Source organism: Streptomyces sp. NPDC111628, assembly GCF_055635195.1.
Genome location: NZ_JBVKBZ010000009.1, coordinates 385,650 through 411,936, shown reverse-complemented (window position 1 = coordinate 411,936; position 26,287 = coordinate 385,650). Strand labels below are relative to the sequence as shown.

The 26,287-nt window shown below is 72.7% G+C and carries 21 protein-coding genes; 6 read left to right on the top strand and 15 right to left on the bottom strand.

Translation table 11 applies throughout. The features are described from left to right. Positions 1-320: 320 nt before the first annotated feature. Positions 321-1,328, bottom strand: coding sequence for a stage II sporulation protein M (locus ACZ7MF_RS39385; protein ID WP_471483015.1), 1,008 nt, complete (start codon positions 1,326-1,328; stop codon positions 321-323). A gap of 126 nt (positions 1,329-1,454) precedes the next feature. On the opposite strand from ACZ7MF_RS39385, the gene ACZ7MF_RS39380 reads away from it, so the two are divergent. Continuing rightward, positions 1,455-2,363, top strand: a complete 909-nt coding sequence (locus tag ACZ7MF_RS39380; RefSeq protein WP_471483013.1) for an RDD family protein — start codon at positions 1,455-1,457, stop codon at positions 2,361-2,363. A 20-nt stretch (positions 2,364-2,383) separates the two neighbouring features. Here ACZ7MF_RS39380 and ACZ7MF_RS39375 read toward each other — a convergent pair whose 3' ends face one another. The 9 genes from ACZ7MF_RS39375 to ACZ7MF_RS39335 form a co-directional block, all read right to left on the bottom strand. Continuing rightward, entirely contained in the window at positions 2,384-2,998 is a 615-nt protein-coding gene (locus ACZ7MF_RS39375; RefSeq protein ID WP_471483012.1) for a hypothetical protein, read from the bottom strand. 110 nt (positions 2,999-3,108) lie between these two features. Beyond that, entirely contained in the window at positions 3,109-4,566 is a 1,458-nt protein-coding gene (gene ahcY, locus ACZ7MF_RS39370; protein WP_356859461.1) for an adenosylhomocysteinase, read from the bottom strand. A 281-nt stretch (positions 4,567-4,847) separates the two neighbouring features. Continuing rightward, positions 4,848-5,828 (bottom strand): cation diffusion facilitator family transporter, encoded by a 981-nt coding sequence (locus tag ACZ7MF_RS39365; protein WP_471483010.1) that lies wholly within the window; start codon positions 5,826-5,828, stop codon positions 4,848-4,850. A gap of 125 nt (positions 5,829-5,953) precedes the next feature. Further along, complete coding sequence (gene manA, locus ACZ7MF_RS39360) at positions 5,954-7,105, bottom strand: mannose-6-phosphate isomerase, class I (RefSeq protein ID WP_471483009.1); 1,152 nt, start codon at positions 7,103-7,105, stop codon at positions 5,954-5,956. A gap of 50 nt (positions 7,106-7,155) precedes the next feature. Continuing rightward, complete coding sequence (locus tag ACZ7MF_RS39355; protein ID WP_471483008.1) at positions 7,156-8,283, bottom strand: SIS domain-containing protein; 1,128 nt, start codon at positions 8,281-8,283, stop codon at positions 7,156-7,158. Between the two features lie 87 nt (positions 8,284-8,370). Beyond that, positions 8,371-8,541, bottom strand: a complete 171-nt coding sequence (locus tag ACZ7MF_RS39350) for a Trm112 family protein (protein WP_007450268.1) — start codon at positions 8,539-8,541, stop codon at positions 8,371-8,373. A 178-nt stretch (positions 8,542-8,719) separates the two neighbouring features. Next, the gene (locus tag ACZ7MF_RS39345) at positions 8,720-10,084 is read right to left on the bottom strand and encodes a phosphomannomutase/phosphoglucomutase (RefSeq protein WP_471483007.1); all 1,365 of its coding nucleotides are present in this window, start codon (positions 10,082-10,084) and stop codon (positions 8,720-8,722) included. 91 nt (positions 10,085-10,175) lie between these two features. Beyond that, positions 10,176-11,792 carry an L-lactate permease gene (locus ACZ7MF_RS39340; RefSeq protein ID WP_471483034.1) on the bottom strand — a complete coding sequence of 539 codons (1,617 nt, stop codon included), beginning with the start codon at positions 11,790-11,792 and terminating at the stop codon, positions 10,176-10,178. 149 nt (positions 11,793-11,941) lie between these two features. Next, positions 11,942-12,364 carry a DUF3499 domain-containing protein gene (locus tag ACZ7MF_RS39335; protein ID WP_102928736.1) on the bottom strand — a complete coding sequence of 141 codons (423 nt, stop codon included), beginning with the start codon at positions 12,362-12,364 and terminating at the stop codon, positions 11,942-11,944. Positions 12,365-12,658: 294 nt separating this feature from the next. Here ACZ7MF_RS39335 and ACZ7MF_RS39330 point away from each other — a divergent pair, with 294 nt between their 5' ends. Further along, the gene (locus ACZ7MF_RS39330; RefSeq protein WP_356859489.1) at positions 12,659-13,111 is read left to right on the top strand and encodes a metallopeptidase family protein; all 453 of its coding nucleotides are present in this window, start codon (positions 12,659-12,661) and stop codon (positions 13,109-13,111) included. A 40-nt stretch (positions 13,112-13,151) separates the two neighbouring features. Here the strand turns inward: ACZ7MF_RS39330 and ACZ7MF_RS39325 are convergent, their stop codons facing one another. The 3 genes from ACZ7MF_RS39325 to ACZ7MF_RS39315 form a co-directional block, all read right to left on the bottom strand. Next, positions 13,152-14,642 (bottom strand): DUF5719 family protein, encoded by a 1,491-nt coding sequence (locus ACZ7MF_RS39325; RefSeq protein WP_471483005.1) that lies wholly within the window; start codon positions 14,640-14,642, stop codon positions 13,152-13,154. After that, entirely contained in the window at positions 14,639-18,463 is a 3,825-nt protein-coding gene (locus ACZ7MF_RS39320) for a glycosyltransferase (protein ID WP_471483003.1), read from the bottom strand. The genes ACZ7MF_RS39325 and ACZ7MF_RS39320 overlap by 4 nt, the downstream gene beginning before the upstream one ends. Positions 18,464-18,651: 188 nt before the next feature. After that, on the bottom strand, positions 18,652-18,915 hold the full coding sequence (locus ACZ7MF_RS39315; protein ID WP_003975777.1) for a WhiB family transcriptional regulator: 264 nt from the start codon (positions 18,913-18,915) through the stop codon (positions 18,652-18,654). Positions 18,916-19,601: 686 nt separating this feature from the next. Here ACZ7MF_RS39315 and ACZ7MF_RS39310 point away from each other — a divergent pair. The 4 genes from ACZ7MF_RS39310 (at position 19,602) to ACZ7MF_RS39295 (ending at position 23,565) form a co-directional block, all read left to right on the top strand. Then, on the top strand, positions 19,602-20,096 hold the full coding sequence (locus ACZ7MF_RS39310; RefSeq protein ID WP_471483001.1) for a cysteine dioxygenase: 495 nt from the start codon (positions 19,602-19,604) through the stop codon (positions 20,094-20,096). A gap of 71 nt (positions 20,097-20,167) precedes the next feature. Continuing rightward, positions 20,168-21,127: a 2-phospho-L-lactate transferase gene (gene cofD / locus ACZ7MF_RS39305; protein ID WP_471482999.1), complete on the top strand. Its 960-nt coding sequence runs from the start codon at positions 20,168-20,170 to the stop codon at positions 21,125-21,127. Further along, on the top strand, positions 21,124-22,476 hold the full coding sequence (locus ACZ7MF_RS39300; RefSeq protein WP_471482998.1) for a coenzyme F420-0:L-glutamate ligase: 1,353 nt from the start codon (positions 21,124-21,126) through the stop codon (positions 22,474-22,476). Before cofD ends, ACZ7MF_RS39300 begins: the two co-directional genes overlap by 4 nt. Before the next feature lie 84 nt (positions 22,477-22,560). Further along, a complete protein-coding gene (locus tag ACZ7MF_RS39295) occupies positions 22,561-23,565 on the top strand; it encodes a DNA-3-methyladenine glycosylase family protein (protein WP_471482997.1) in 1,005 nt (334 codons plus the stop codon). A 188-nt stretch (positions 23,566-23,753) separates the two neighbouring features. Here ACZ7MF_RS39295 and manB read toward each other — a convergent pair whose 3' ends face one another. Together manB and ACZ7MF_RS39285 are read right to left on the bottom strand one after the other, a co-directional pair. Continuing rightward, positions 23,754-24,836, bottom strand: coding sequence for a mannose-1-phosphate guanylyltransferase (gene manB, locus ACZ7MF_RS39290; protein WP_471482995.1), 1,083 nt, complete (start codon positions 24,834-24,836; stop codon positions 23,754-23,756). A gap of 103 nt (positions 24,837-24,939) precedes the next feature. Beyond that, on the bottom strand, positions 24,940-26,190 hold the full coding sequence (locus ACZ7MF_RS39285; protein ID WP_471482994.1) for a peptidoglycan recognition protein family protein: 1,251 nt from the start codon (positions 26,188-26,190) through the stop codon (positions 24,940-24,942). Positions 26,191-26,287: the final 97 nt, after the last annotated feature.

The following is a 26,287-nucleotide window of genomic DNA, read 5'->3' as shown; positions in this document are numbered from 1 at the left end:
CTTGCGTTTCCGACTCTATCAGATCTTTCCGATCCGATTTCCTCGGCGCTTTCCAGGTTCCCGCTTTCGCGTTTCCCTTTCCGGCGGTTCCGACTTTATCAGAAGTTTCGAGCCGGTCTTACCGGCCTTCGTTTCCGATTCATCGGGAGAGTGCTTCGTCGAATTCGTTGATTCGGAGAAGCTGGTAGATGTTCACTGTTGCCCTCTGGGGTGAACCCGTCTCCAGGCAACTGTTCAAATCTACCTCCCCGCTAGCTCCGTGTCAACGGCTCTTGCGGGAACGAAGAGGACACTAGCAGCTCGCCAGGGGTGGATGCACATCAGGCGGCCGTGGGCACCGTGGCGCTGCGTTCAGCGGGCTCGACGTCACCCGTGGCGCCGGCGCGCACGGCACGGCCGCCCAGAACGTAGACGTAGGCCAGGAAGGCCAGTTCGGCGACGACGCCGATGGTGATGCGGGCCCAGGTGGGCAGGCCGGACGGGGTGACGAAACCTTCGATGGCGCCGGACACGAAGAGGACGAGGGCGAGGCCGACCGCCATGCCGATGGCGGCCCGGCCCTCCTCGGCGAGGGCGATGCGCCGGGTGCGGGGGCCCGGGTCGATCAGGGTCCAGCCCAGGCGCAGACCGGTTCCCGCGGCGACGAACACCGCCGTCAGTTCGAGCAGACCGTGCGGGAGGACCAGGCCGAGGAAGGTGTCGAGGCGGCCGGCCGACGACATCAGACCGGAGCCGACGCCGAGGTTGAGCATGTTCTGGAAGAGGATCCAGATGACGGGCAGCCCGAGGAAGACGCCCAGGATGAGGCAGAGCGCGGCGGCCCAGGCGTTGTTCGTCCACACCTGTGCTGCGAACGAGGCCGCCGGGTTGCTCGAGTAGTACGTCTCGTACTGACCGCCCGGGCGGGTGAGCTCGCGCAGTTCGCTCGGGGCGGCGATGGTGGACTGCACCTCCGCGTGGGTGCCGATCCACCAGCCCAGGAGGGCCGCGACGGCGGTCGACAGGAGGGCGGTGGGGACCCACCAGTGGCGGGCGCGGTAGACGGCCGCCGGGAACTGCTGGGTCAGGAACCGCGTGACGTCGCGCCAGGAGGCGCGGCGGGTGCCTGTCACGACACTGCGCGCGCGTGCCACCAGTTGGCTGAGGCGTCCGGTCAGCTGGGGATCGGGCGCGCTGGACTGGATCAGGGAGAGGTGGGTGGCCGTGCGCTGGTAGAGGGCGACGAGTTCGTCCGTCTCCGGGCCGGTCAGACGGCGCCGGCGCCGCAGGAGGGCGTCGAGGCGGTCCCACTCCGCGCGGTGGGCGGAGACGAAGACGTCGAGGTCCATCGGTGTGCCTGCTCCTCGGCTATCGTCGGCGGCTCGTCGTGGATCAGCTTGTCGTACTGCGGCGCGGTGCGTCCTCAGCTTGGCAGACTGGCGGGGACGGGGGCAGTCAGGGGAAGGACGGCGGGCGTGAGCGAGCTGGTGACGGGCGAGGCCGTGGCGCTGGAGCTGCGCCCCGCGAGGCTGCCCAGCAGGGCACTGGCCGTCCTGCTCGATCTGGCGGTGGCCGTGGCCGTCTACGTGGCGGTGACCGTCGCGCTGATGGTGGCCACCGCGTCCTTGGACGTGGCCGCGCAGACTGCGCTGTCGATCGCGACCTTCGTCCTCGTACTGGTGGGTGGGCCGATCGCCGTCGAGACACTGAGCCACGGGCGATCGCTCGGGAAGATGGCGTGCGGGCTGCGGGTGGTGCGGGACGACGGTGGGCCGATCCGGTTCCGGCACTCGTTGGTGCGGGGCTTGATCGGAGTGATCGAGATCCTCATGACGCTCGGCGTCATCGCGTGTGTCGCCTCGCTGGTGTCGGCGCGGGGGCGGCGGCTCGGCGACGTGTTCGCCGGCACCCTCGTCGTGCGGGAGAGGGTGCCGTTCTCGTCGGCGGGCTTCATGCCGCCGCCTCCGCCCTGGCTGGCGGGGCGGTTCTCGGGGCTCGACCTGTCCGCGGTGCCCGACGATCTGTGGCTTGCCGTCCGTCAGTACCTGGCGCGGATGGGGCAGCTGGATCCGCGGGTCGGCTGGGCCATGGCCGAGCGGCTCGCCGCGGACGTGTCGGCGCGTACGGGGGCTCCGGTGCCGCGGGAGGTGCCGCCGCCCGCGTATCTGGCGGCGGTGCTGCAGGAACGGCAGGCCCGGGAGGCCCGGCGGGCGTTCGGCGGCGCTACGGCTCCCGCGCCGTCCGCCCGGCCAGTTCTACCGACCGACCCGCCACCTGTGCCGGCTGCCCCGCCGCCCGCGCCGTCACCGGGTGGCGGCCTCGAGGTGCCGCGGGACGTGCCGTCGGACCGCCGTTCAGGAACCGGGTTCGTGCCGCCGGCGTAGGCAGGGCCGCACGGGGCCGCTCACGGGAACACGGACGGCGGTGTCTCCAGGTCCTCCAGCTCGATCCCGGGGGCCGCGAGGACGACGTCACCGGCGATGTGCACGGCGTGCTGCTCGCCCGTGTCCAGGGCTGTGACCTGGTATTCGTCCACGGTGAGGGGGCCGTTGTCAGTGGCGTGTGCTTGTCTGTTCAGCAAGGCCCAGGACTGGTCCACGGTGCGGGGGGCGAGGACGGGGTCGGTGAGGGCGACGAGGCGTACGCGGGTGGCTGATTCCGAGGGGGTGAGGCGCAGGAGACGGGTGACGGCGACGAGGAAGGCCGGAGAGGTGCCGGTGAAGGCGTGGGCGCGCGCATTGCCTTCGGTGGCGTGGATTCCGGTGGGGTCGGTCCGGACCCAGGTGACGCCGTCGATGGCGGCACCGCGGACCTGCCAGTCGGCGGCGTGGAGTTCGAGGCGGATGGGGCGGCCGAGTTCGTCGAGGGCGAGGTCGACGGAGCCGTGGTGGTCCCCGGTGGGCGTGGTCAGCCTGGAGACGTAGCGCCAGCCGGAAGGACCGGGTGCGCATTGGAAGTGTTCTTCTGCGAGGGGGGTGTGGTCGTGCGGATCGTGGAGCGAATAACGGCCGCGGGGCATGGGTGTCCTGGGTGGTGACGGGCTGGTCCGGCCGCTGATGCGGACGCGGCGCCAATGGGGCAGGCCCCCGGCACGGGGGTGCGGGGGCCTGCCTCGGAGGAACCGGTGACTCAGTAGCGGTAGTGGTCCGCCTTGTAGGGGCCCTCGACCTTGACGCCGATGTAGTCGGCCTGCTCCTGGCGGAGCGTGGTCAGCTTGACGCCGAGGGAGTCGAGGTGGAGCCGGGCGACCTTCTCGTCCAGGTGCTTGGGCAGCACGTAGACGTCGGTCGGGTACTCGTCGGGCTTGGTGAACAGCTCGATCTGGGCCAGGGTCTGGTCCGCGAAGGAGTTGGACATCACGAACGACGGGTGACCGGTGGCGTTGCCCAGGTTCAGCAGGCGGCCCTCGGAGAGGACGATGAGCACCTTGCCGTCGGGGTAGGTCCAGGTGTGGACCTGCGGCTTGACCTCGTCCTTGACGATGCCGGGGGTCTTGGCGAGCCCGGCCATGTCGATCTCGTTGTCGAAGTGGCCGATGTTGCCGACGATGGCCTGGTGCTTCATCTTGGCCATGTCCGAGGCCATGATGATGTCCTTGTTGCCGGTCGTGGTGACGAAGATGTCGGCCTTGTCGACGACCTCGTCCAGCGTGGTGACCTGGAAGCCGTCCATCGCCGCCTGCAGGGCGCAGATCGGGTCGATCTCGGTGATGATCACGCGGGCGCCCTGGCCGCGCAGGGACTCCGCGCAGCCCTTGCCGACGTCGCCGTAGCCGCAGATGACGGCGGTCTTGCCGCCGATCAGGACGTCGGTGGCGCGGTTGATGCCGTCGACCAGGGAGTGGCGGCAGCCGTACTTGTTGTCGAACTTCGACTTGGTGACCGCGTCGTTGACGTTGATCGCCGGGAACAGCAGGGTGCCGTCGCGGTGCATCTCGTACAGGCGGTGGACGCCGGTCGTGGTCTCCTCGGTGACGCCGCGGATCTCGGACGCCAGCTGGGTCCACTTCTGCGGGCTCTCGCCGACCGTGCGGGTGAGGAGTTCGAGGATGACGCGGTGCTCGTCGGACTCGGCGGTGTCGACCGAGGGGACCTTGCCGTCCTTCTCGTACTCGACGCCCTTGTGGACGAGCAGGGTGGCGTCACCGCCGTCGTCCAGGATCATGTTCGGGCCGCCGGTGGGGGTGTTCGGCCAGGTCAGCGCCTGCTCCGTGCACCACCAGTACTCCTCCAGGGTCTCGCCCTTCCAGGCGAAGACCGGGACGCCCTGCGGGTTGTCGGGCGTGCCGTTGGGGCCGACGGCGATGGCGGCGGCCGCGTGGTCCTGGGTGGAGAAGATGTTGCAGGAGGCCCAGCGGACCTCGGCGCCCAGGGCGACCAGGGTCTCGATGAGCACGGCGGTCTGCACGGTCATGTGCAGGGAGCCGGTGACGCGGGCGCCGGCGAGCGGCTGGGCCTGGGCGTACTCCTTGCGGATCGCCATGAGGCCCGGCATCTCGTGCTCGGCGAGGGTGATCTCCTTGCGGCCGAACGCGGCCAGGGAGAGGTCGGCGACCTTGAAGTCCTGTCGGTTGTCGACAGTCGTCATTACGGGCTGCTCCTCGGGTTGGGTCGAGGTGGGTACGGCTGACCTGCGCGGCGGCGGACACAGGGGTGCCCAGAAGAGGACACAGGCATGCCCGCGTACGCGCAGCGCAGTCCGTCGGAGGCCCTCTCTCCCTCGGCCGGTCCGTCCTGGACCGCCCGACCGCCATCAGCAGCGACGTCTGGCTCCGTCCCAAGCTACACCGCGGGCGCCCGCCGTCCCCAGTCCGCCTCCGAACACTTCCGGACGTTCACGCAGGGTGATGACGGGCGCCTGCCGGGTGGTCAGTGGGCGGCGGGTGGTGCGGTGGGGCCGCCGGGGGTCGCCTCGGGGTCGGGGCCCTTGGCGGCCTCGGACTCGCTGTAGATGTCCGGTTCCAGGTAGATGACGCGGGCGATCGGGACCGCCTCGCGGATACGGGACTCGGCGGCGTCGATCGCGGAGGCGATCTCCGTGGCCGTGCCGTCGTGCCGGACGGCGATCTTGGCGGCGACGAGCAGTTCCTCGGGGCCGAGGTGGAGGGTGCGCATGTGAATGATGCCGGTGACGGTGTCGCCGGCCACGACCGCGGCCTCGATCTGCTGGACCACCTCGACGCCGGCGGCCTCACCGAGCAGCAGGGACTTGGTCTCGGCGGCGAGGACCAGCGCGATCAGGATGAGCAGGATGCCGATGCACAGGGTGCCGATGCCGTCCCAGACGCCGTCGCCGGTGAGCAGGGCGAGGCCGACGCCGCCGAGGGCGAGGATCAGGCCGACGAGGGCGCCGAGGTCCTCCAGCAGGACGACCGGCAGCTCCGGTGCCTTGGCGTGGCGGACGAACTCCTTCCAGGACTTCTTGCCGCGCAGCGGGTTGGACTCCTTGATGGCGGTCCGGAAGGAGAAGCTCTCGGCGATGATCGCGAAGACCAGGACGCCCACCGGCCAGTACCAGTGCTCCAGCTCGTGCGGGTGCTTGATCTTCTCGTAGCCCTCGTAGAGGGCGAACATGCCGCCGACCGAGAAGAGCACGATGGAGACGAGGAAGGCGTAGATGTAGCGCTCGCGGCCGAAGCCGAAGGGGTGTTGCGGAGTGGCCTCGCGCTGGGCGCGCTTGCCACCCAGGAGCAGCAGGCCCTGGTTGCCGGAGTCGGCAAGGGAGTGCACGGACTCGGCGAGCATCGACGACGATCCGCTGAAGAGGAACGCCACGAATTTCGCCACCGCGATCGAGAGGTTGGCGAGCAGTGCCGCCACGATCGCCTTGGTACCGCCTGACGCGCTCATGTGTCGCGTTGTCCCTTCGCCTTCAACTGTGGCCGGCTTTGCCCCGCCTTTGCGGTGCGCCATTGTTGCAGCCCGTGCGGGCCTCGACGTGCCGGATGCCCCGTCGTACGCCCCTCAGACCCGGGTCAGACGCGCACGGTGGCCCGGAAGAGCGTGCCGGTTCCGGACACTTCGGCCTTTTCGTGTGCCGGGACGAAGACGGAGCGGCCGGGGGCCAGTTCGTGTTCGCCCGCCCGTACGGTGCCCGCTGTGCAGAGCAGGATCTGTGGGGTGGGCAGGGTGAGGTCGTGGGCGCCGGAGCCCTCGGGCAGGACGTAGCGGGAGAGGCGGAACTCGTCGATCGGGGTGTCGTAGACCTCTTCGCCGTCGGGGGACGCCTCCGGGCGCAGGATGCCGGGGTCGCCGGCCTCGAAGCGGACGATGCGCAGGAGTTCGGGGACGTCGACGTGCTTGGGGGTGAGGCCGCAGCGCAGCACGTTGTCGGAGTTGGCCATGATCTCGACGCCGAGGCCGTTGAGGTAGGCGTGGGGGATGCCGGCGCCGAGGTAGAGGGCCTCGCCGGGCTGGAGCCGGACGTGGTTGAGGAGCATCGCGGCGAGGACGCCGGGGTCGCCCGGGTAGTGGTGGGCGATGTCGGCGTACGGCCGGTAGGCGCCGCCCAGGCGGTCGCAGGCGGCCGCGGTCTCGGTGACGGTGTGGGACATCTCCTCCGGGTCGGCCGAGAGAATCGCGGTGAGGACCTCGCGCAGGGCGGCGTCCTCGGGCTGGGCGCGCAGCAGGTCGACGTACGGCTTGAGGGAGGCGACGCCGAGGCCGTCGAGCAGGTCGGCCGTCTCGGCCGGGGCGCGGAAGCCGCACAGGCCGTCGAAGTCGGTGAGGGCGCAGACCAGTTCGGGCTTGTGGTTGGCGTCCTTGTAGTTGCGGTGCGGGGCGTCCAGCGGGACGCCGCGGCGCTCCTCGTCCTCGTAACCGGCCCTGGCCTGGGCGAGGTCGGGGTGGACCTGGAGGGAGAGCGGGGCACCGGCGGCGAGGAGCTTGAGGAGGAAGGGCAGCCGGGGGCCGAACCTGGCCACGGAGGCGGCGCCCAGCTCCTTCTCGGGGTCGGCGTCGACGACCTCGGCGAGGGTGCCCCGGCCGGTGCGGGAGGGGGCCCCGGGGTGGGCGCCCATCCACATCTCCGCCTGCGGTTCGCCGGTCGGCTCGGTCCCGAGCAGGGTCGGGATCGCGGTGGTGGAACCCCAGGCGTAGGGGCGGACGGTGTTGTCGAGGCGGTCCATGGGCTCTCTCTGCCGGTGCGTGAGTGTGCGTGGGCGATGGTGCGCCGGGGTCAGGCTCCCGAGGCGAGCGCCAGGTAAACGGCGGCGAAATCCGTGATGGCGATCAGTTCGGCGAGGGTCTCCAGTTCGCCGCCCTCCTCCGGCTCCAGCTCGCTGATCGGCGTGTCGTGGCCGAGGGCCAGGTCACGGGCGTTGGGAGCGGCGGTGAGGCCGCCGCTGGGGCGGTCGCGCAGGAGGACCACGCGCGCGTGCAGGGCGGCCGGCTCCTCGACGCGGTCGCGGAAGAAGTCGTCGGGGTCGGCGCCGGCGGCGAGCCGGCCGGCGAGCAGTGCGTTGTGCGCGGCGAGGGCCTCGGGCAGGTCGGCGACGACCGCGGGGGTGCCGGACAGTTCGGCGAGGGCGGCCGCGAAGCGGCGGCCCGCGGGTCCGGCGGAGGTGCCCTCGGTCCAGACGACGGGGAGGGATTCGGCCAGCTCGGACGCCAGGGTCTTGGCGGGGTTGCTGTAGGTCACGATGGCGGGCCCGCAGCGTTCGGCGATCCGGTCGAGGCGGTCGGCGACCTTGTCGATGGCCTCGGGCGGCGCCTCGAGCAGACCGGTGCGGTCCAGCAGTGCGAGGAGCGGCGTGAGCAGCGCCCACAGGACGCCCGGGGCGGCACCGGCGAGGGGTTCGTCGTGGTCGTAGGGGGCGGTCGCCATCGGGATGAACAGGCCGCGGGAGGCGCTCACCGCATCGTTGAGCGGGGAGCGGGCGGGGGCGACGGCGACGACCGTGCAACCCCGGCGGTATGCCTGTTCGGCGAGGAGGGACAGGCCCGGCTCGGCGCCGTCGGGGGTGGCGATCAGCAGGAGGTCCACGGAACCGGCCCAGCCGGGCAGTTCCCAGCGCAGGGCGCCCGCGGCGGGGGCCACGCCGGTGGGGGCGAGGCGGGTGACGGGGCTGCCTGCCCCTGCGAGGGTGCCGAGGAGGTCGGCGGCGTGGGTGGCGGCGGCGCCGGGCCCCGCGATCAGTACGGCGCGGGGGCGGCCGTCCGGCTTGAGGTTGCCGACGCCGGCCTCGGCGGCGTACCGGGCGGCGGTGCGGACGCGGGCACCGGCCTCGGCGGCGCCGCGGAGCAGGCCGCGGCGGTCGGCCTCGGTGAGGCGCTCCGGGGCGTCGAGGAGCGATTCGTCGAGCATGGCGGCAGGTCTCCGATCGCCGGGGCGTTCGTTCGGATGCGCGGGTGCGCGGGGTCGTCGCCGGGTTGCCGGTCGCCTTGCCGGCGGTTACTCGGGGCGGCGGGCCTCGTCGACGAGGAGGACGGGGATGCCGTCGCGCACCGGGTATGCCAGGCCGCAGTCCTGGCCGGTGCAGATCAGCTCCGCGTCCTGCTCCTTGAGGGGGGCGTGGCAGGCGGGGCAGGCGAGGATCTCCAGGAGGCCGGCTTCGAGCGGCATGCGGGTTCCCTTCGGGGGCGGTGGGGCTTGTGTGGATGTGCTGGTCAGGGTACCGCCGGTGGGCACCTGGTGTAGGGGCTCCGCCCCTACCACCCCGCCAGGGGGCGCCGCCCCCTGGACCCCCGGCCTATGCCCACCCACCACCCGACTCGGTGGGATGAAAAGTCGAGCCGACCGCTCACGCCCGGATGATCGCCAAGGCCTCGTCGCGCACCTTCGTCATCGTTGCCTCGTCGCGGGCTTCCGCGTTGAGGCGGAGCAGCGGCTCGGTGTTGGACGGGCGGACGTTGAACCACCAGTCGGCCGACGTGACGGTGAGGCCGTCGAGGTCGTCCAGGGTTACGTCGTCGCGGCCCTCGTAGGCCGCCCGGATCGCGGCGAGGCGGGCCTGCTGGTCGTCGACGGTGGAGTTGATCTCGCCGGAGCCGGTGTAGCGGTCGTAGGCGGCGACCAGGGCGGACAGCGGGCGGTCCTGCTCGCCGAGGGCGGCGAGGACGTGGAGGGCGGCCAGCATGCCGGTGTCGGCGTTCCAGAAGTCCCGGAAGTAGTAGTGCGCGGAGTGCTCGCCGCCGAAGATGGCGCCGGTCCTGGCCATCTCGGCCTTGATGAAGGAGTGGCCCACGCGCGTGCGTTCCGGTGTGCCGCCGTTCTCGCGGACGACCTCCGGGACGGACCAGGAGGTGATCAGGTTGTGGATGACCGTGCCGCTGCCGCCGTTGCGGGCCAGCTCGCGGGCGGCCACGAGGGCGGTCACGGCGGACGGGGAGACCGGCTCGCCGTCCTGGTCGACGACGAAGCACCGGTCGGCGTCGCCGTCGAAGGCGAGACCGAGGTCGGCGCTCTCCTCGCGGACGCGCTGCTGGAGGTCGACCAGGTTGGCCGGGTCGAGGGGGTTGGCCTCGTGGTTGGGGAAGGTGCCGTCCAGTTCGAAGTACATCGGCACCAGGTCGAGGGGCAGGCCGGCGAAGACCGAGGGGACGGTGTGGCCGCCCATGCCGTTGCCCGCGTCGACGACGACCTTGAGGGGGCGGATGGTGGTGAGGTCGACCAGGGAGCGCAGGTGGGCCGCGTAGTCGGCGAGGACGTCGCGCCGGGTGACCGTGCCGGGGCGGGCGGACGGCTCCGGGGCGCCCACCTCGCTCCAGCGTTCCACCAAGGCGCGGATCTCGGCGAGGCCGGTGTCCTGGCCGACCGGGGCGGCGCCCGCGCGGCACAGCTTGATGCCGTTGTACTGGGCGGGGTTGTGCGAGGCCGTGAACATGGCGCCCGGCAGGCCGAGCGCGCCGGAGGCGTAGTACAGCTGGTCGGTGGAGCACAGGCCGATCCCGGTCACGTCGGCGCCGCGGGCCGCCGCGCCGCGCGCGAAGGCGTCGGACAGGCCCGGGGACGAGGGCCGCATGTCGTGGCCGACCACGACGGCGCCCGCGCCGGTCAGCTCGACGAAGGCCGCGCCGAACAGCTCGGCCAGCGACTCGTCCCACTGGTCCGGAACGACACCGCGCACGTCGTACGCCTTCACGATCTGCGACAGATCAGCAGCCACGGCCAACCTTCCTGAAAGTCCTGTCGGAGCCCACAAACTACCCCGTAAGGACCGACGGGCCGCCCGGGCGGTTCCCTGAGGTCAGGCAGCGTCAGGGCAGCATCCAGCCCAGGACCGCGGTGGACTGGCCGACCACGATCAGGCACATGACCAGCAGCAGGCCGAGGCTCCACGGCAGCACCTTGCGCAGCAGGTCTCCCTCGCGCCCCGCGAGTCCGACGGCGGCGCAGGCGATGGTGAGGTTCTGCGGGGAGATCATCTTGCCGAGGACGCCGCCGGAGCTGTTGGCGGCGGCCAGCAGTTCGGGCGAGAGGCCGGACTCCCGCGCGGCGGTCACCTGGAGGGCGCCGAAGAGCGCGTTGGCGGATGTGTCGGAGCCGGAGACGGCGACGCCGAACCAGCCGAGCACCGGGGAGAGGAAGGCGAGTCCGGCACCGGCCGCGGCGACGAAGTAACCGATGGTGGCGGCCTGCCCGGAGAGGTTCATGACGTAGGCGAGGGCGAGGACCGAGGTGACGGTGAGGATCGCGAAGCGCAGTTCGTGCACGGTCGCGAGCCACTCCTTGACCGCCACGCGCGCGTGCACGCCGAGGACCACGGCCGTGGCCAGTCCGGCGAAGAGCACGAGTGTGCCGCCGGTGGAGACGATCGGCCAGGAGAAGACGTTGCCGCCGACCGGCTTGCCCTCGTGGTCCATCACGTCCAGGAACGGCCAGTCGTAGGACTGCGTGGCCTTGGCCAGCCAGTCCTTGACCGCCGGGATCTGTGCCACCGAGAACACGGCGACGATCAGCGCGTACGGCGCGTAGGCGCGCACCACCTCCCGGGCGGAGTCCTCCTCGTCGAGTTCCTCGCTGCGTACGCCGGTCAGTACGGACGCCCGTACCGGCTCGGCGGCGGGCCTGCGGGAGTGCGGTACGGCGACCAGCGCGCCGGCGCCGACCAGGGCGGCGGCGATGTCGGCGAGTTGCGCGGAGATGTAGTTGGAGGCGACGAACTGGGCGACGGCGAAGGCGACTCCGCAGGCCAGCGCGGGGATCCAGGTCTCGCGCAGCCCGCGCCGCCCGTCCACCAGGGCGACCAGGAGCAGCGGTACGACGAGGGCCAGCAGGGGCGTCTGACGACCCACCACGGAGGCGACGTCGTCCAGGGGCAGCCCGGTGACCTGAGCCAGCGTCACCACGGGGGTGCCCATCGCGCCGAAGGCGACCGGTGCGGTGTTGGCGACCAGCGAGACCACGGCGGCGCGTACGGGGTCGAAGCCGAGGGCGACGAGCATGACCGAGCAGATCGCGACGGGTGCCCCGAACCCGGCGAGGGCCTCCAGGAGGGCGCCGAAGCAGAAGGCGACGACGAGGGCCTGGATGCGGGGGTCGTCGGAGAGGCGGCCGAAGGAGCGGCGCAGGATGTCGAAGTGCCGGGTGCGGACGGTCATCCGGTAGACCCACAGGGCGTTCACGACGATCCACAGGATGGGGAAGAGGCCGAAAACCGCCCCCTGGACGGCGCTGGAGGCCGTCTGGTCGAGCGGCATGCCGTAGGCGAGCCAGGCGACCAGTACGGCGGCCAGGAGGCCGATGAGGCCCGCCAGGTGGGCCTTCATGCGGACGCCGCCCAGCAGCACGAGGACGATCACCAGTGGCAGGGCCGCCACCAGGGCGGACAGGCCGAGCGAACCGGCGACGGGTTCCAGTTCCTGCACGTACACGGACGCCTCCCCGGATTCCGCCATGCGAAAGCGATTTCTCGCGGCTTCCGGAATGGTCGTGTCCGCGACAACGAGGCGTCAATGGGTGTGCAGCAACGGATGTGACCGAAGCCACTACGAGTGAAAGGTGCGAGTCCCTCGAACGGGGCTCAGTTGTCCGGCGAGCGCAGCACGCGCAGGTGGCCGCGGCGCGCGACCTCCATCGGGTCGGCCGTGCGTGCGCCGCCGCCGGCCTCGGCCGCCCGCTCCTGGGGCCGGGCCGCCTCGCGCACCGCGTTCGCAAGCGCTTCCAGGTCGTCGCCGCTGGGGCGGGCCGGGGCGGATCCGTCGAGCAGGCGGACGACCTCCCAGCCGCGCGGGGCGGTGAGGCGCTCGGAGTGCTCGGCGCACAGGTCGTAGCAGTGGGGTTCGGCGTAGGTGGCGAGCGGGCCGAGGACCGCGGTCGAGTCGGCGTAGACGTACGTCAGCGTCGCGACGGCGGGACGGCCGCAGGCGGTGCGCGAACAGCGACGTACAGGGCTCACGATGTTGGACGGTACCGCACTCTTGAGCGGGCCGCGACGACTCTCCACCGGGTCACACCCCCGTGTCGTGGCGTGAAACATGCTACGGACCCTTCCGAACAGGCCCCTTTGACCTGCACGGACCGCGACCCGGGGGAGCACGCACGGTCCGGGAAGCGGTCACGACCCGATACAAACAACGACATTTGCCTTGAGTTCCACGGTCGCGGAGAGATACGGAATCGAGCCCAAGCTTGGCTGGAATGGTCATCCGGCGACAAGCGGAGCGGGCCGCCGCCACGCCGCCCGCGGTGCGCGTGCGGTCGGGCACGTGACCTCGGCGGGGACTACCCTTCAGCAGTGATGGACAACCCCGTGACGCCCCGTGACACCGGCCGCCCAGGGCCCCGCCGTCGTGATCGCCACGGCCGGGGCATGCGCGGCCCGGTCGCACCCCCGCAGGTGCCGCTCGCGGCGAGCCGTGGCGAGGTGTTCGCGGACCTGGTGCAGGACTCCGTGGAGCGCCTGGAGCGGCGCTGGCCGCAGCTCGCCGACATCGACTTCCTCGTCCTCGACGTGCCGCGCCCGGCCGAGGCCGGGGAGGCGTGGAACGACGAGGACGTCCCGCTCGGGGGCATGGTGCCCTCGCGGGACGGGCGGCGGGGGCGGGTGGTCGTCTACCGGCGACCGGTGGAGATCCGGACCAAGGGGCGGGACGAACGTGCGCTGCTGGTGCACGAGGTCGTCGTCGAGCAGGTCGCGGAGCTGCTCGGACTGACGCCGGAGACGGTGGATCCGCGGTACGGGGAGGACTGAGCGGCGGAGGGACCGGAGCCCCCCGCCGCCGCTATTTCTGCTATTTCTGCAGCACCGACAGGTCCTCGTCCGCGTTCGGCACCGAGACGGTGCCCCGGTCGTCGGGGAGGGTCTGGACGGTGAAGGCCGCCACGTCGTCGTCCGAACCCGTCAGGGTGCGGGACGCGTGGACGGGGCCGCCCGAGACGGTCTCGACGGTCAGCGCGTAGGAACCCTTGAGTCCGGCGGGAACCGGTGCGTCGACGTTCTGGGTCGTGCCCGCCTTCACCGTGTACGTCTTGGTCGCGCTCGTGCCGCCCTCGGTGCCCGCCGACGCCGTGACCTTGACCTTCGCCGCCTTGCCGGGCGCGGAGAGGGCCAGCGTGGTGCTCTTGGCGCGGTTGTCCGCGACAGTCGCGCGCGCCCCGACCGGGTCGGAGGCCGGGATGAACGCCGACTCCTGCTCGTCGCCCTTGCCCCGCACGACCCGGACCGCGGCCACGACCGGCACGGCCCCGTCCGTCGGCGTCAGCACCAGCGAACCCGCCTCGCCGCGGGTGACCTCGCCGAGGTCGACGCCGGTCGTCATACCCGCCTTGACGTGCACCGTCTCATGGCCGGCGGGCGTGATCAGCCCGGACGGCGAGGCGAGCCGCACCTTCAGGTCGGCGTCCGTGCCGCCGGGCGTGAACAGCACCAGGCGTACGGCGGTGGCGTCCTTCGGGATGCCCGGCAGTACGAGGTCGCCCGCCGGGTCCGCGGCCGCGGTCAGCCAGTCGCCGCCGGTCTTGTCGTCCAGGGCCTGCACCGCGGCGCCGAGCCGCCCGCTGCGCACGCCGACGTGCACGGTCAGGTCGGTCTGCTTCACGTCGCTGAGCGTGGACAGCAGGAGGGACTCACTGCCGTGCGGCGGCACCGTGACGCCCTCCCCCACCGTGGACTTGAGGGCTCCGTCCTTGCCGTACAGCTCGATGTCGACGACGGCCGCCGAGTCGTCGGGGTTCGTCAGGTGCACGTAGTCGGTGCGGCCGGTCGCCGTGCTGGCACCCGGGAACCAGAACTCCGTGTCCGGTGCGGTGCAGTTGACGCCCTGCAGGCCCCGGCCCGTCCCGGCGGCGACCTCCGTCGTCTGCTGGACCGTCCAGCCGGGCGCGCTGCTTCCCTCGGCGGTGCCGATGAGCGCGGGGGTGTCGGCGCCGGTGGCCTTCCCGGCGACGGGAGTGCCGGGCGCCTTCGGCTGGACGACCGGCTTCTCGTTCTTCTGGTCCTTCTGGTCCTTCCCGGCGTCTTCGGCCGGCTCCGCCGTCGCGAGTTCCGCGCTGCCCTTCTCGTCCGCGCCCTTCGTGACGGGAGTGAAGGACGTGTACGCGCTCTCGGCCAGGTCGGAGGTGCTGGGCGCCGGGCACAGCAGGCTGGTGCGCTCCACGGGCAGCCGGGCGGCCGGTGCGGCCGTGTCCGTGCCGGAGCCGTCCGGGGCGGACACCGCCGCGAACCCGGTGACGGCGGCGAGCGCCGTCGCACCGGCGATCAGGGACAGGGTCGTGCGCTTCACTGCTGGCTCCCGTCGGGACGCTCACTGCCCGTGCCGTGGGGCTGCTGGGGCTGCTGGGGCTGCTGGGGCTGGGAAGGGTCGTACGGCGTGTCGTATCCGCCCTGTCCGTACGCCTGGTCGTAGGCGGGGTCGTACCCGCCCTCCTGAGCCTGCGTCGGGCCGCCGTAGGCGTAGGGGTCGTACTGGCCCGCCCCGTACTGCACGCCCTGGCCGCCGTCGCCGCCGTGACCGCCCTGGTAGGCGTCCGCCTGGTACGGGTCCGCCGCCTGGTACGACTGCTGTCCGTACGCGCCCGGGTCGTACTGCTGGGCGCCCTGGTACTGCTCACCGCCGTAGCCGCCGTCGTAGGAGCCGTAACCGGCGCCGGTGTAGCCCGTCGCGTCCCATTCGCCGTACGCCTGCTGCTGCGGGACCGGCACGGGGGCCTGGACGGGTGGCTCGGGCACCTCGGCGGTGTCACCGGCTGCCTCGGGGCCCGGCTCCGCCTCCGCGAAGGCCCCGGCACCGGCCTCCGCTTCGGCCTCGGCCTGGGCCCGCAGTCGCCGGGCCCGGCGTCCTTCGCCCTCGACGGGCTGGGCGGGGACGAGCGCCTCGTCGGGCAGGTCGTCGTCGACGTCGCGGCGCCTGCCGGGCAGGGCGAGGACGACCAGGACGACGGCGAGGAGCCCCTGGGCCCACAGCCAGGCCGTGTGCGTGAACGGGTCGTCGTAGGTGACGTCCAGCCGGCCGCCGGAGGCGGGGAGTTCGAAGCCCTGGGCCCAGCCGTCGACCGTGGTGCGGGCCAGCGGCTTGCCGTCCAGGGTGGCCGTCCAGCCCTCGGCGGCGGTGTCGGCGAGGCGCAGCACCCGGCCGTCGGCGCCCGCCTCGATGTCGGTGTGGATCTCCACGGGTCCGGCGGCCACGGGCTCGGGCGCGCCGCCACCGGACTTCCCGGCACCGGTCTTGCCGTCGGCCACGATGGTCGCGCGCGCGACCTCCTGGTCAACCCGCCACAGCCCGCTGCCGTCCTGCTGGCTGAGCCTGCTCAGGCCGGGCGTGGCGTCCAGGACGCGGGTGACCTCGCGGGGGGCGCCCTTGTGCACGAGCACGTAGCGCACGGCGAACCCGCCGAGCTGGTCGGCCTGGTCGGCGCCGGAGCCGGCCACGAGGTTGGCGACGACCTTGTCCAGCGTGCTGTTCCCGCCGTCGCCGGAGGCCAGTTCGCCGTCGCCGAGGCGGGCGCCGGAGCCGCGGACCAGCATGTAGCCCACGTGCGCGGCGGAGTCGCTGTCCAGGACGAGAGTGCGGGCCTGGTCGCGGGTGTGGCTCTCCTCGGCGACGAACGCGGGCACCTGCACGGGATCGCGGCGCTCGACGGGCCCGTCGGCGCCGCCGAACATCCAGCCGGCGGCGGCGATCAGCGGGCCGAGGGCCGAGGCGAGGGCGATCAGGGCGGCGACCGGCTGGCGCCAGCCGAAGCTCTGCTCGGCGACGCGGAAGCGCGCCCCGTCGGCGCCGAGGGTCGCGGCGGACAGCAGGGCGATGCCGTAGACGAGGGTGGCGGGGCCGGCCCAGGCGGAGCGGTTGGACAGCACCGAGAAGACCAGGGCGACCAGGGCGACGGCCCAGGCGGTGCGGACGCCCAACTGCCGCTCGGAGCGCAGCAGGGCGGCCAGCGCGGCCAGCACGATGCCGAGGAGGAGCAGCCCGCCCACCGTGCCGGGGCCGCCGGGGCTGGCGCCGAGCAGGTCGAGGGCGGAGGCGGCCGAGGAGCCGTACCCGAGTCCGGCCTCGTCGAAGAAGCCGAACGGCAGCAGCGACAACGACCAGGGGGCGAGCAGCAGCAGCGGGGTGCCGAGCTGGGCGAGGAAGCGCGGCCCGTACGCCGTGATCTCGCCGCGGCGCAGGGCGAGCACCCCGATGCCGAGGACCAGCGCGACGGGCCACACGACGGGCGTGAAGGCGGTGGTGACGGTGAGGAGCAGGGCGTACGCCCAGGTGGCGCGCCAGCTGCCGCGGGCGCCGGAGGAGCCCGACAGGCCGGCCGCCGCGACGCCCGCGCGCGCGATGAGCGGCAGCAGGACGGCGAGGACGGCGGTGCCGATGCGGCCGCCGGCGAGCGCGCCGGTGGCGGCGGGCAGGAAGGCGTAGGCGACGGCGGCCCAGGCGCGCAGCAGCCGGGACGGGACCAGCGGGCGGGAGGCGAAGTACGCGGTGGCACCGGCCAGGGGCACCGAGCAGACCATCAGCAGGGTGACGGCGAGTCCGGTGGAGCCGAGCAGCAGGGACGCGACGGTGGCGACGATCGCCAGGTAGGGCGGTGCGGAGGCGGTGCCGCCGGTGCCGACCGTGTGCCAGGCGTCCGCGTACCGCGACCACAGCTCACCGGCGCCGGCCGGTGCGGGCAGCAGCGCGCCGCCCGCCAGGGCGCCACCGCCGAGGAGCGCGCGGCAGGCGGCCAGCGAGACGAGCAGCAGCACCAGGAAGAGCACCGGTCCGGGCTTGCGGGCGATGCGCTTGAGGCGGGCGAACTGCTCGATCTCCAGGAAGTCGGCGTCGTCGCCGCCCGGTCCGGACTCGATGCCGCCGCCGTGCCGGCCGGCGCCCGCGGCTGCCTCGGCGTCGGAGCTGCCGAACAGGTCGCCCGCGACCTGCTCGACGGTGGCCCGGACGGTCGCGCCCGGGGGCGGGAACAGGGGCCGCAGTTCGTCCTTCTCGACCTGCGGGCGGCCGCGTTCGCGTCGGCCCGCGACGATCCGCTCGGGCCGCAGCAGGACGCCGAGCAGGCCCCGGATCTCGTCGAGGGCCTGACCGGGGACCTTGCCGACGAGGTAGGCGACGGTGCGCAGCAGTGTGCCGAGGACGACGCGCAGCAGCACCCACGGCAGGACGGCGGTGCGGACGTTGACCAGGAGGGTGTGGACGGCACCGGCCTTGTCCACCTTGTGCGGTGAGGCGGTGGTGCGCCCCGCGCAGTCGACGGCGCGGCGTTCGCGCGAGGCCGCCTCGGCGTGGCGGACGACCGCCTCCGGGGCGACGAGGACGCGCAGTCCGGCGGCGTGCGCGCGCCAGCACAGGTCGACGTCGTCGCGCATCAGGGGCAGCCGACGGTCGAAGCCGCCGAGCCGCTCGAAGACGTCGCGCCGGATCAGCATGCCGGCGGTGGACACCGACAGCACGGTCCTGACGTGGTCGTGCTGGCCCTGGTCCTGCTCGCGACGGTCCAGGCCGGTCCAGCGGCGGCCGGAGTTGGCGATGGAGACGCCGACCTCCAGCAACTGCCTGCGGTCGTACCAGCCGCGCAGTTTGGGGCCGACGACGGCTACGTCGTCGCGGCCGAGTTCGTACTCGGTGTCCACGACGCGCAGCAGCTGGGCGAGGGCGTCGGGTTCGGGGGCGCAGTCGTCGTGCAGCAGCCACAGCCACTGGACGGGCTCTCCGTGGGGAAGCTCCGGCATGTCGTAGGCGTCGTCGCGCCAGGAGCGGGTGACGGGGTCCCAGCCGCTGGGCCGCCTCAGGTACGGCAGGTCCTCGGGGGTGAGGACGGGGGCGGTGCGGGCGGCCTCCTCGACGGCCTGGCCGAAGCCGGTGCGCCGGGCGAGGTGGAGCACGCGGTCGTCGCCGAGGGCTTCGGCGACGAGCCGGGAGGAGTCGTCGGCGCTGCCGGTGTCGGCGGCCACGGCGTACTGGACGGGGCGCTCCTGGCCCAGCAGCCCGGCGAGCGCGTCGGGCAGCCAGCGGGCTCCGTCGTGGGCGACGAGGACCGCGGTCACCACGTGACGCGGGAACTCAGGTGCGGCAGCGAGGTCTTGCTGGGCTGCCGAGTGACTCTGCACGGACATCGAGGTACGGGCCCCGGTTCGGTGGACTGCGGTGGACGCCCGTGCCCGTTGAGGGTGGCGGGGCGTCTCGGACGAGCGCCCACACTATCGGCTGGGCAGCAAGAGGGCCCGCCGCCTGTGGACAACCCACCTGCGACGGGCCGTTCTCGCTGTTCGGGCCGTTTCTGCCGCTGCGTCGGGCGGCGCTTTCAGACCGCGGCCTTCTTGAGGCGGCGGCGTTCCCTCTCGGACAGGCCGCCCCAGATGCCGAAGCGCTCGTCGTTGGCAAGGGCGTACTCGAGGCATTCGGAGCGGACCTCACAGGCGAGGCAGACCTTCTTGGCCTCGCGGGTGGAGCCGCCCTTCTCGGGGAAGAAGGACTCGGGGTCGGTCTGGGCGCACAGTGCGCGCTCCTGCCAGCCGAGTTCCTCGTCCGCGTCGTCGACCAGCAGTTGCTGCACCAGCTCGGTCATGTGCGCCCCTCGTCTGTCTTTCGCGTCCCCGTGATCTAGCCGTTACCGATTCCGGCTGAACGACACGAGTGAAATTACAAGTGTGCTGCTCCGGGCGAGTCAAGCCGAGATCTGCTATTGGGCCCCTTATTCACTCTGCGGAACCAAGCCCATGCAGTAAGTGTTCAAATCGCCATAAACCTTGACATACCAATGAGGCCCACCGGGATACCCGTCCCGATTCACACCCGCACCAGGAAGGACGCCCCGGCGTTCGATCCCGTTCCGATACACGCGCCGAAGCGAACCTGATCACATTCGGATCACGGGATCGCAACGGGGGTTGTGCGCCCGGCTTGTGCGCCATGTGTCCCGGTAGCCGTCTGAGCAAACCTTTCGGCAGGACGATCAACCGGATGAGGTGAAACATGTCCCACATAACGGTCATCGAGTTGACAGTGCCTGTGTGAACCGCTGTCCTTGGGGGCATGCTCGCGAACTTGGCGCTCGCCTCGACCCGCATCGCCGGGTCCCACGGTGCTGCCCGCGCTCGCTGTAGCTGTTGCCGCTGTTCCAGCTGTTGAGCCAACCGCGCTCCGGCTGTCCCCGAGTCCCACGCGACTCGACTGCTCCTTCCCGCCCCACCGGGGCGCGCCTCGTCATCGCTCCGCTCAGCCGCACTCTTCCGTTGAGGAACCACCGCACCCATGAACAGCGACAGCGACCTCCAGATCGCCGGCGACATCCTCGAAGTCCCCCACCTGCTGCAGGCTCCGCGCGAGCACCCGGCCACCGTCGCCGAGTTCGCCGGTCTGCTCCGCTCCGTCGCCGCCGACCGCTCCGAGTGGGGGCACCTCGTCCGGTACGACGCGACGACCCGCTGGTACCACCGGCTGCGCACCGGCCCCGGGTACGAGGTCTGGCTGCTGTCGTGGGTGCCGGGTCAGGGCAGCGGACGCCACGACCACGGCCCCTCCTCCGGCGTGTGGACGGTGCTTGAAGGCACCCTCACCGAGCACACGGAGCGCGGCACGCGCGCGTTGGACCCCGGTACGCAGCGCGTGTTCGCGCCGGGGTACGTGCACGAGGTGGTCAACGACGCGCTGGAGCCGGCGGTCAGCCTGCACGTCTACTCCCCGGGCCTGACCGAGATGCCCATGCACTCCCCGCAGTGCTCGCCCGCCGCGGTGACGACCGGCTGACGCGGTAACGACCGGCTGGCGCGGTGACGACTGGCTGACGCACTGTCGTACCCGCCTGCAAGACTGGGGCCATGCGCATTGTGGTTCTGGCAGGCGGCATCGGTGGTGCCCGGTTCCTGCGTGGTCTCAGGCAGGCCGCGCCGGACGCGGACATCACGGTCATCGGCAACACCGGGGACGACATCCACCTCTTCGGGCTGAAGGTCTGCCCGGACCTCGACACGGTGATGTACACGCTCGGCGGCGGCATCAACGAGGAGCAGGGCTGGGGCCGGGCCGACGAGACCTTCCACCTCAAGGAGGAACTGGCGGCGTACGGCGTCGGCCCCGAGTGGTTCGGCCTAGGCGACCGCGACTTCGCCACGCACATCGTGCGGACGCAGATGATCACCGCGGGCTTTCCGCTGAGTGCGGTGACCGAGGCGCTGTGCGACCGCTGGAAGCCCGGTGTTCGCCTGATCCCGATGACCGACGACCGCGTGGAGACGCATGTCGCGGTCGAGCTGGACGGGGAGCGCAAGGCGGTCCACTTCCAGGAGTACTGGGTGCGCCTGCGCGCCTCCGTCCCCGCCGAGGCGGTCGTGCCGGTCGGCGCCGAGCAGGCCAAGCCGGCCCCCGGCGTCCTGGAGGCCATCGGGGAGGCGGACGTGATCCTCTTCCCGCCCTCCAACCCGGTCGTCTCCATCGGCACGATCCTCGCCGTACCCGGCATCCGCGAGGCGATCGCCGACGCCGGGGTGCCGGTGGTGGGCCTCTCCCCCATCGTCGGCGACGCGCCCGTGCGCGGGATGGCCGACAAGGTGCTCGCCGCGGTCGGCGTGGAGTCCACGGCCGCCGCGGTCGCCGAGCACTACGGCTCGGGCCTGCTCGACGGCTGGCTGGTCGACACGGTCGACGCGGACGCCGTCACCCGGGTCAAGGCCGCCGGCGTCCTCTGCCGCGCCGTACCGCTGATGATGACCGACCTCGACGCGACGGCGCAGATGGCCCGGGAGGCGCTGACGCTGGCGGAGGAGGTGCGGGAGGCATGAGCGACGAGACGCGCGACGACGCTCCCGGCCGCGGGGACGGCTACCGCGGCGGGTACCGGGTGTGGGCACTGCCCGGTCTGCCCGAGGTGCGGCCCGGCGACGACCTGGCCAAGCTGATCGCGGCCGCCGAGCCCGCGCTGGCCGACGGGGACGTGCTGCTCGTCACGTCCAAGATCGTGTCCAAGGCCGAGGGCCGGGTCGTCGAGGCCGCCGACCGGGAGGCCGCGATCGACGCGGAGACCGTACGGGTGGTGGCCCGGCGCGGCCCGCTGCGCATCGTCGAGAACCGCCAGGGCCTGGTCATGGCGGCGGCGGGCGTCGACGCCTCCAACACCCCGGCCGGGACCGTGCTGCTGCTCCCCGAGGACCCCGACGCCTCCGCGCGCGGCATCCGCGAGGGACTCCGCGACACGCTCGGCGTGGACGTCGGCGTCATCGTCACCGACACCTTCGGGCGCCCCTGGCGGGCCGGGCTCACGGACGTGGCGATCGGTGCCGCGGGCGTCCGCGTCCTCGACGACCTGCGCGGCGGCACGGACGCGCACGGCAATCCGCTCGGCGCCACCGTCGTCGCCACCGCGGACGAGCTGGCCGCCGCGGGCGACCTGGTCAAGGGCAAGGCCGCGGGCCTGCCCGTGGCCGTCCTGCGCGGGCTGCCACAGGTGGTCGTCGCCGAGAGCGAGGACGACGGCGAGGGCGCGCGGGCGATGGTGCGCGGCGCGCGCGACGACATGTTCCGCCTCGGCACCTCGGAGGCGGTACGCCAGGCGGTCACCCAGCGTCGTACGGTGCGGGCCTTCACGGACGAGCCGGTCGATCCCGGTGCCGTACGGCGGGCGGTGGCCGCGGCCGTGACCGCGCCGGCGCCGCACCACACGACGCCGTGGCGGTTCGTGCTCCTGGAGTCCGGGGAGTCCCGCACCCGGCTCCTCGACGCGATGCGCGACGCGTGGATCGCGGACCTGCGGCGCGACGGCAAGAGCGAGGAGTCCGTCGCCAAGCGCGTGCGGCGCGGTGACGTCCTGCGCAACGCGCCCTACCTCGTCGTCCCCTGCCTGGTCATGGACGGCTCGCACACCTACGGGGACGAGCGCCGCGACGGGGCCGAGCGGGAGATGTTCGTGGTCGCCACCGGCGCGGGGGTGCAGAACCTGCTCGTCGCGCTCGCCGGGGAGCGGCTGGGCTCCGCGTGGGTGTCCTCGACGATGTTCTGCCGGGACGTGGTGCGGGAGGTGCTGGGGCTGCCGGGCGACTGGGACCCGATGGGGGCGGTGGCGGTCGGCCATCCCGCCGAGGAGCCGAAGGCCCGGCCGGAGCGGGACGCGGAGGCGTTCATCGAGGTGCGGTGAGTCTCCTCCCCCGAGCCCCTACCCTCGTAGAGGCTCACCCCTCTTCCCAGAGGCTCACCCCTCTTCCTCCCAAGGATCTCTCTCGTGGCAGGACGCTTCGCTCCCCGCCCCACGCGCGCCACGGTGCGCGGCGGGGAGACCGTCGTGCCCTCGGCCGCCATACCCCGGCAGGCCGCCGCGCCGGGCACGGTGCGGGTGTGGGTGCCGGACGGGCCGCTGGATCTGGGGCTGGTGCTCGGGCCGCTGCGCCGCGGGCCGGGCGATCCGACGTTCCGGACGATGCCGGACGGGTCGGTGTGGCGGGCCTGCCGGACGCCCGCCGGGCCTGGCACGCTGCGGGTCACCGCGCGCGGCGCCGAGGTACGGGGCGAGGCATGGGGGCCGGGGGCCGAGTGGCTGCTGGAGCAGTTGCCGCGGATGCTGGGCGCCGAGGACGACCCGTCCGCGTTCGTGCCACGGCACCGGCTGCTGGCGGTCACGGCCCATCGGCGGCCGGGGCTGCGGCTGACGCGGACCGGGCTGGTGCTGGAGTCGTTGATCCCGTCGATCCTGGAGCAGAAGGTCACGACGCTGGAGGCGTACCAGGCGTGGCGGCTGCTCGTGCGGAGGTTCGGGGAGCCGGCGCCGGGGCCCGCGCCCGGACGGATGTGTGTGATGCCTGCGGCGCGGACGTGGGCGCTGATCCCGTCCTGGGAGTGGCATCTGGCGGGGGTGGACGACAAGCGGGCGTCCACGATCCTGCGGGCGGTACGGGTCGCCGCGCGGCTGGAGGAGGCGGCGGGGATGGAGCCGGCGGCGGCGCGGGAACGGCTGGAGGTGCTGCCGGGGGTGGGGCCGTGGACGTCGGCGGAGACGGTGCAGCGCAGTCATGGGGCGGCGGACGCGGTGACGGTGGGGGATCTGCATCTGCCGGGGATCGTGGGGTTCGCGCTGGGTGGGGACCGGTATGCGGACGACGCGGAGATGCTGCGGTTGCTCGAGCCGTATGCGGGGCAGCGGCATCGGGCGGCTCGGTTGGTGTTGCTGAGTGGGCGGGCGCCGGGGAGGCGGGCGCCGCGGATGGCTCCGCGGGGGATTGAGCGGCTGTAGGTGGTCCGGCGTTGTCTTGGCGCCGGGGTGGGTGTGGGCGGCGGGTGGGTGCGCAGCCCGGCGTGGCGGGGTGCCTCCCCCAGTGCCTGAACGGCCTGGGAGGTACCCCCACCGCCCACCCGTGCCGCCCCAGCGGCACGACTGCCCGCAGTGGCGGCGGCACGCGACTGACCCCAGCTTTCAGGAGATTACGCGTCCGGGGAGAAGCGGAGGGATGCCGGGGGGATGTGGGCGTTGCACCAGATTCGGGCGCCGGAGCGGAGTTCGTTGTCGGCGCCGATGACCGCGCCGTCGCCGATGACCGTGTCGGCGAGGACCGAGCGGGTGCCGATGCGGGCGCGGGTGCCGATGAGGGAGTCGGTGATGTCGGCCCCCGGCTCGATGACGGCGCCCGGCAGGATCGTGCTGCCGAAGACACGGGCCCCCTCCGCCACGAAGGCGCCCTCGCCGACCACTGTGCCGCCGGCCAGCTTGGCGTCGGGCGCGACCCGTGCCGTGGGCAGGACGAGGCGGTCGCCGCAGCGGCCCGGTACGGCCGGGGACGGGGCGCGGCCCAGGACCAGGTCGGCCGAGCCGCGGACGAAGGCCGCCGGGGTGCCCAGGTCCAGCCAGTACGTGGAGTCGACCATGCCCTGGAGGTGCGCGCCGGTGGCGAGGAGTTCCGGGAAGGTCTCGCGTTCGACCGAGACCGGGCGGCCCGCCGGGATCGTGTCGATGACGGAGCGGCGGAAGACGTACGCCCCCGCGTTGATCTGGTCGGTGACGATCTCCTCGGGGGTCTGGGGCTTCTCCAGGAAGGCGAGCACTCGGCCCGTGTCGTCCGTGGGGACCAGCCCGTACGCCCTCGGGTCGGTCACCTGCGTCAGGTGCAGGGAGACGTCCGCGCCCGTCGTCTCGTGGGTGCGGACCAGCGCGTCGATGTCCAGGCCCGTCAGGATGTCGCCGTTGAAGATCAGCACCGGCTCTTCAGGGCCCGAGTGCAGCCGGGACGCCACGTTGCGGATCGCGCCGCCGGTGCCGAGCGGTTCCTCCTCCGTGACGTACTCGATGTGCAGGCCCAGCGCCGAGCCGTCGCCGAAGTACGGCTCGAACACCTCGGCCAGGTAGCTCGTCGCGAGCACGATGTGCTCGACGCCGGCCGCCTTGGCCCGTGCCAGCTGGTGCGTGAGGAAGGGCACTCCGGCAGCCCGGACCATGGGCTTGGGCGTGTTCACCGTGAGCGGGCGCAGCCGCGTGCCCTTGCCGCCGACCAGGAGGATCGCTTCTGTCACCTGTCGTCTCTGCTTCCTGCCGGGACCGGCCGAACTGTCCTTCGGCGGGCCAGTGTATGCAGACCGTTCCACGGTGCCTTCGACGACCGCGCGGCGCCCGCCCTCAGCGGCCCTGGTACTGCGCCGCCTTGGCACGGGCCGTGCCGAGCCTGGCGTAGAGCTTCGTGCCGGGGCAGTTCGTGGCGAAGCCGTCGCGGTGACCGGAGATGACGTTCAGTCGTACCTTCTTGCCCTTTCGGTAGAGGTTGCCACCCCCGGACTTCAGGTATGTCTTCCCGCGCGGATTCATGCCGTAGAGCCCGACCTTCCACGCGGTGAGCCGGGCGATCGCCTTCAGCGCGGCCGACGACGGCTTCTTCGAGCTGTACGTGCCGAGCACCGCGATTCCCATGCTGTTGGAGTTGAACCCCAGGGTGTGGGCGCCCAGCACCGGCTTGGACACGCCTCCGGCCCGGCCCTCGTAGATGTGTCCGCACTTGTCGACGAGGAAGTTGTAGCCGAGGTCGCGCCAGCCCGTGCTGCGGACGTGGTAGCGGTAGATACCGCGGATGACCGACGGCGCCTGCGAGCAGCGGTAGTTGTTGCCGGTGGCCGAGTGGTGCACGAAGGCCGTCTTGACCTTCTTCGTGTACACGAACCCCTTTTCGCGCAGCTTCTCGTCGGCACCCCAGCCGCGGCGCGTGGTGATGCCCGGGCGGGGGCCGATGTGCGGCCCGGCCTTCCGCCGCGCGGGAAGTGCGGGGAGCACGGACGGTTCCGTCTGGGTCCGTGCGCGGTTCGTCGGCGGCGGGGTGCCCTCGCCGGGGTCGACGAGTTCGAGGCGGAGTCCGGCGGGCAGCGGCGAGGCGGACCGGGCGGTACCGGGCTCGTGCCCGGCCCGTACCCGGACCTCGACGCCGTCGGACTCGCCCACCCACAGCGGTGCGGTGGCGCCGCGGACACGGCCCGAGGCGCTCTCCGGGGTGCCCGGGTCGGCGGCGTGGTCGGCGTTGTGGGGCTCCAGTTCCTGCCAGCCGGACCAGGTGCCGGTGGCGGTGGCACGGGTACGGACCTCTACGCGGCCGTGGAGTTCGATGGCGGGGCTGTCCCAGACGACGCCGACGAGCGAGAAGTGCCGTACGTCCGAGCGTCGCAGGCCCTGTTCGGCCGCACCGGGTGTCCCGGGTGCACGGTCGCGGGCGAGGGGGGCGAGGGGCAGGGACTGGGTGCCGCCGGGGGCGTACGCCCCGGGCCGTGCGGTCGAACTCGTCGCGGGTGGGGCCGAGGAGGTGGCGGCTGCCGCGGGCGGGGCGAGCGGGAGGGCCAGGGCCGCCGCGCACGTGACGCCGGTCGAGGAAGCTAGGAATCCACGCATGCCCCTGATACTGGACATGGTCTTACAAATATGTCCATTTGGGATCTGACGGGCCGTAGGGTGCCTTGGTCCGATCCGGTGGTGGCGCGGTCAGCCG

What these genes read in the sequence shown, in the direction of transcription:
- ACZ7MF_RS39385 (WP_471483015.1), bottom strand. Translation starts at nt 1,328, where the DNA reads ATGGACCTCGACGTCTTCGTCTCCGCCCACCGCGCGGAGTGGGACCGC.
- ACZ7MF_RS39375 (WP_471483012.1), bottom strand. Translation starts at nt 2,998, where the DNA reads ATGCCCCGCGGCCGTTATTCGCTCCACGATCCGCACGACCACACCCCC.
- ahcY (WP_356859461.1), bottom strand. Translation starts at nt 4,566, where the DNA reads ATGACGACTGTCGACAACCGACAGGACTTCAAGGTCGCCGACCTCTCC.
- ACZ7MF_RS39365 (WP_471483010.1), bottom strand. Translation starts at nt 5,828, where the DNA reads ATGAGCGCGTCAGGCGGTACCAAGGCGATCGTGGCGGCACTGCTCGCC.
- manA (WP_471483009.1), bottom strand. Translation starts at nt 7,105, where the DNA reads ATGGACCGCCTCGACAACACCGTCCGCCCCTACGCCTGGGGTTCCACC.
- ACZ7MF_RS39355 (WP_471483008.1), bottom strand. Translation starts at nt 8,283, where the DNA reads ATGCTCGACGAATCGCTCCTCGACGCCCCGGAGCGCCTCACCGAGGCC.
- ACZ7MF_RS39350 (WP_007450268.1), bottom strand. Translation starts at nt 8,541, where the DNA reads ATGCCGCTCGAAGCCGGCCTCCTGGAGATCCTCGCCTGCCCCGCCTGC.
- ACZ7MF_RS39330 (WP_356859489.1), top strand. Translation starts at nt 12,659, where the DNA reads ATGGACAACCCCGTGACGCCCCGTGACACCGGCCGCCCAGGGCCCCGC.
- ACZ7MF_RS39320 (WP_471483003.1), bottom strand. Translation starts at nt 18,463, where the DNA reads ATGTCCGTGCAGAGTCACTCGGCAGCCCAGCAAGACCTCGCTGCCGCA.
- ACZ7MF_RS39315 (WP_003975777.1), bottom strand. Translation starts at nt 18,915, where the DNA reads ATGACCGAGCTGGTGCAGCAACTGCTGGTCGACGACGCGGACGAGGAA.
- ACZ7MF_RS39310 (WP_471483001.1), top strand. Translation starts at nt 19,602, where the DNA reads ATGAACAGCGACAGCGACCTCCAGATCGCCGGCGACATCCTCGAAGTC.
- cofD (WP_471482999.1), top strand. Translation starts at nt 20,168, where the DNA reads ATGCGCATTGTGGTTCTGGCAGGCGGCATCGGTGGTGCCCGGTTCCTG.
- ACZ7MF_RS39300 (WP_471482998.1), top strand. Translation starts at nt 21,124, where the DNA reads ATGAGCGACGAGACGCGCGACGACGCTCCCGGCCGCGGGGACGGCTAC.
- ACZ7MF_RS39285 (WP_471482994.1), bottom strand. Translation starts at nt 26,190, where the DNA reads ATGCGTGGATTCCTAGCTTCCTCGACCGGCGTCACGTGCGCGGCGGCC.